The sequence below is a fragment of the Micromonospora sp. M51 genome (assembly GCF_018070305.1).
GTDB classification, from domain to species: Bacteria; Actinomycetota; Actinomycetes; order Mycobacteriales; family Micromonosporaceae; genus Micromonospora; species Micromonospora parva.
Genome location: NZ_JAGPXZ010001004.1, coordinates 1 through 1858, shown reverse-complemented (window position 1 = coordinate 1858; position 1858 = coordinate 1). Strand labels below are relative to the sequence as shown.

Here is a 1858-nt window from a genome sequence, read left to right as displayed (position 1 = left end):
GTCAGGCCGGGTCAGCGCACCGGCACCCGGAGCGGTGCGCGGACGTCGTGCCGACCGAGGGCGAAGCGCCGATAGACCTCGGTGTAGCCGCTCGCCATCCGCTCGACCGAGAAGTTCTGCGCGACGTGCGCCACGCAGTCCTCCGGGTCGAGTCGCTCCGCCGCGAGCAACGCCGCGGGCAGATCCTCCGACCGCTCGACGACGAGCCCGGTCAGCCCCGGCCGGACCAGCTCCGGCACCGCACCCCGGTTGAGCGCGACCACCGGTGTGCCGGTGGCCATCGCCTCCAGCATCACCATGCCGAACGGCTCGTCCCACTGAATCGGCATGATCAGGGAGCGGGCGTCGACCAGCATCCGCAGCGTTGTCGCGCGGTCCGCGTTGAGCACGACTGTCACATCGTCGCCGACCATCGGCGCGACGACCTGCTCGTAGTAGCGGCGCTCGGCCGGCTCGTTGCACTTGCCGGCCAGCAGCAGCGGCAACCCGGCGGCCCGGCACGCCTGGATGGCGGTGTCCGGGCCCTTGTCCGGGCTGAACCGGGCCAGCCACAGCACCGGCCCCGCGCCGGGTGTGTGCTTACGCGGAAAGCCGCGGATGTCCAGCGCGTTGTGCACCGTCCCGGCCCACTGCAGGTTCGGGTTCAGCCGGCGCTGGGCGTGCGAGATCGCCACCAGGGCGACCCCCGCGTCGACGTCGCTCAGCACGTCGCCGTACTCCCCCACGGGGTTTCCGTGCACTGTCGCGACCGTCGGCACGGCCCGGCGGCCGGCGACCAGCGGGCCGATGGTGGTGTGGTCGTGGATCACGTCGAAGTCGGCAGCGCTGATCAGCCGTTTCACCCGGGCCAGGTGAGCCAGCTCCGGCAGTGACTCGCCGAGCCGCTCGTACTGGACCTCGGCGACGGTGGAGACGAAGCCGTCGGCTGCCGTGCCGTGGTCATCGCCGGCACCGAAGAGGGTCACCGCGTGCCCCTGCCGGCAGAGCGCGTCCACCAGGGCGGCGACGACCTGCTCAAGGCCGCCGTAACCGGGCGGAGGTACGGACAACCACGGCGGAACCACCATCGCGATGCGCAGTGACCGCTCCTCGGGGCGGCCCGCAGGCGGGTGGTTCACGGTCACGAATCCTCCCGTTGGTCCCCGGTGCGGTGGCACCGCCGGTCAAGCCGGTCGGGCCGGTCGGCGGCGGGTTCCCCCGTGGTGTCCCCGGTAAACCGGACACGGCGGACGATCACCCGCCCACCAGAAGCTGGTCGTGGACCGAGCGCACCCCGGGCGCGGACCACGCCACCCGCTCCACCTGGTCGCGTTCCCACCAGGACCGGACCACTCCGGCGAGGACCAGCGTGTCGCCGTCCACCTCGACGGTCACCCGCTCGCCGCCGAGGGTGCGCGCCAACGCCCGCTGGACGTCCTGCCGCAGCCGCTCGCCGGCCGGCGGCACCGGGGGTCGTACCTCGATCAGGTTGGTGATGCCCCGGATGCCGTCGAGGCGACGCACCTCGGCCTCGGCGGCCCGCCGCTGCCACCCGAACTCGACCTCGCCGCGCAGCATCAGCCAGCCGTTGGCCACTGTCACGTCCAGCCGCTCGGCGGGCACGAAACTGTCCCACTCCAGGGCGCGGGTGGCGGCGATGGCGACCTCGGCGTCGGTACGCCCGGGGGTGCCGGGCAGCCGCACCTCCATCTGGTCGGCCACCGCCCGTACGCCGCGAACCCGCTGCGCACAGCGGGTCGCGGCCCAACCGCGAGCGGCACCGTCCACGAATCCGGTCAGGGTCACCACGCCCTGGTCGACGGTCACCCCGATCTCGTTCGGTTGCAGCTGGGCGTCCCAGGCCAGCTCGGCCAGGACG

At 73.1% G+C, this 1858-nt stretch carries 2 protein-coding genes; both read right to left on the bottom strand.

Annotated elements, in window-relative coordinates; genetic code table 11:
- Positions 1 to 11 precede the first annotated feature (11 nt).
- Positions 12 to 1067, bottom strand: a complete 1056-nt coding sequence (locus tag KBX53_RS31795; protein ID WP_210863505.1) for a glycosyltransferase family 4 protein — start codon at positions 1065 to 1067, stop codon at positions 12 to 14.
- Between the two features lie 166 nt (positions 1068 to 1233).
- On the bottom strand, positions 1234 to 1858 hold a 625-nt coding region (locus tag KBX53_RS31790), incomplete at its 5' end, for a BON domain-containing protein (RefSeq protein ID WP_210863503.1).

Excerpts from the sequence above, each read along its gene's own strand:
- KBX53_RS31795 (WP_210863505.1), bottom strand. The coding sequence starts at position 1,067 with ATGGTGGTTCCGCCGTGGTTGTCCGTACCTCCGCCCGGTTACGGCGGC.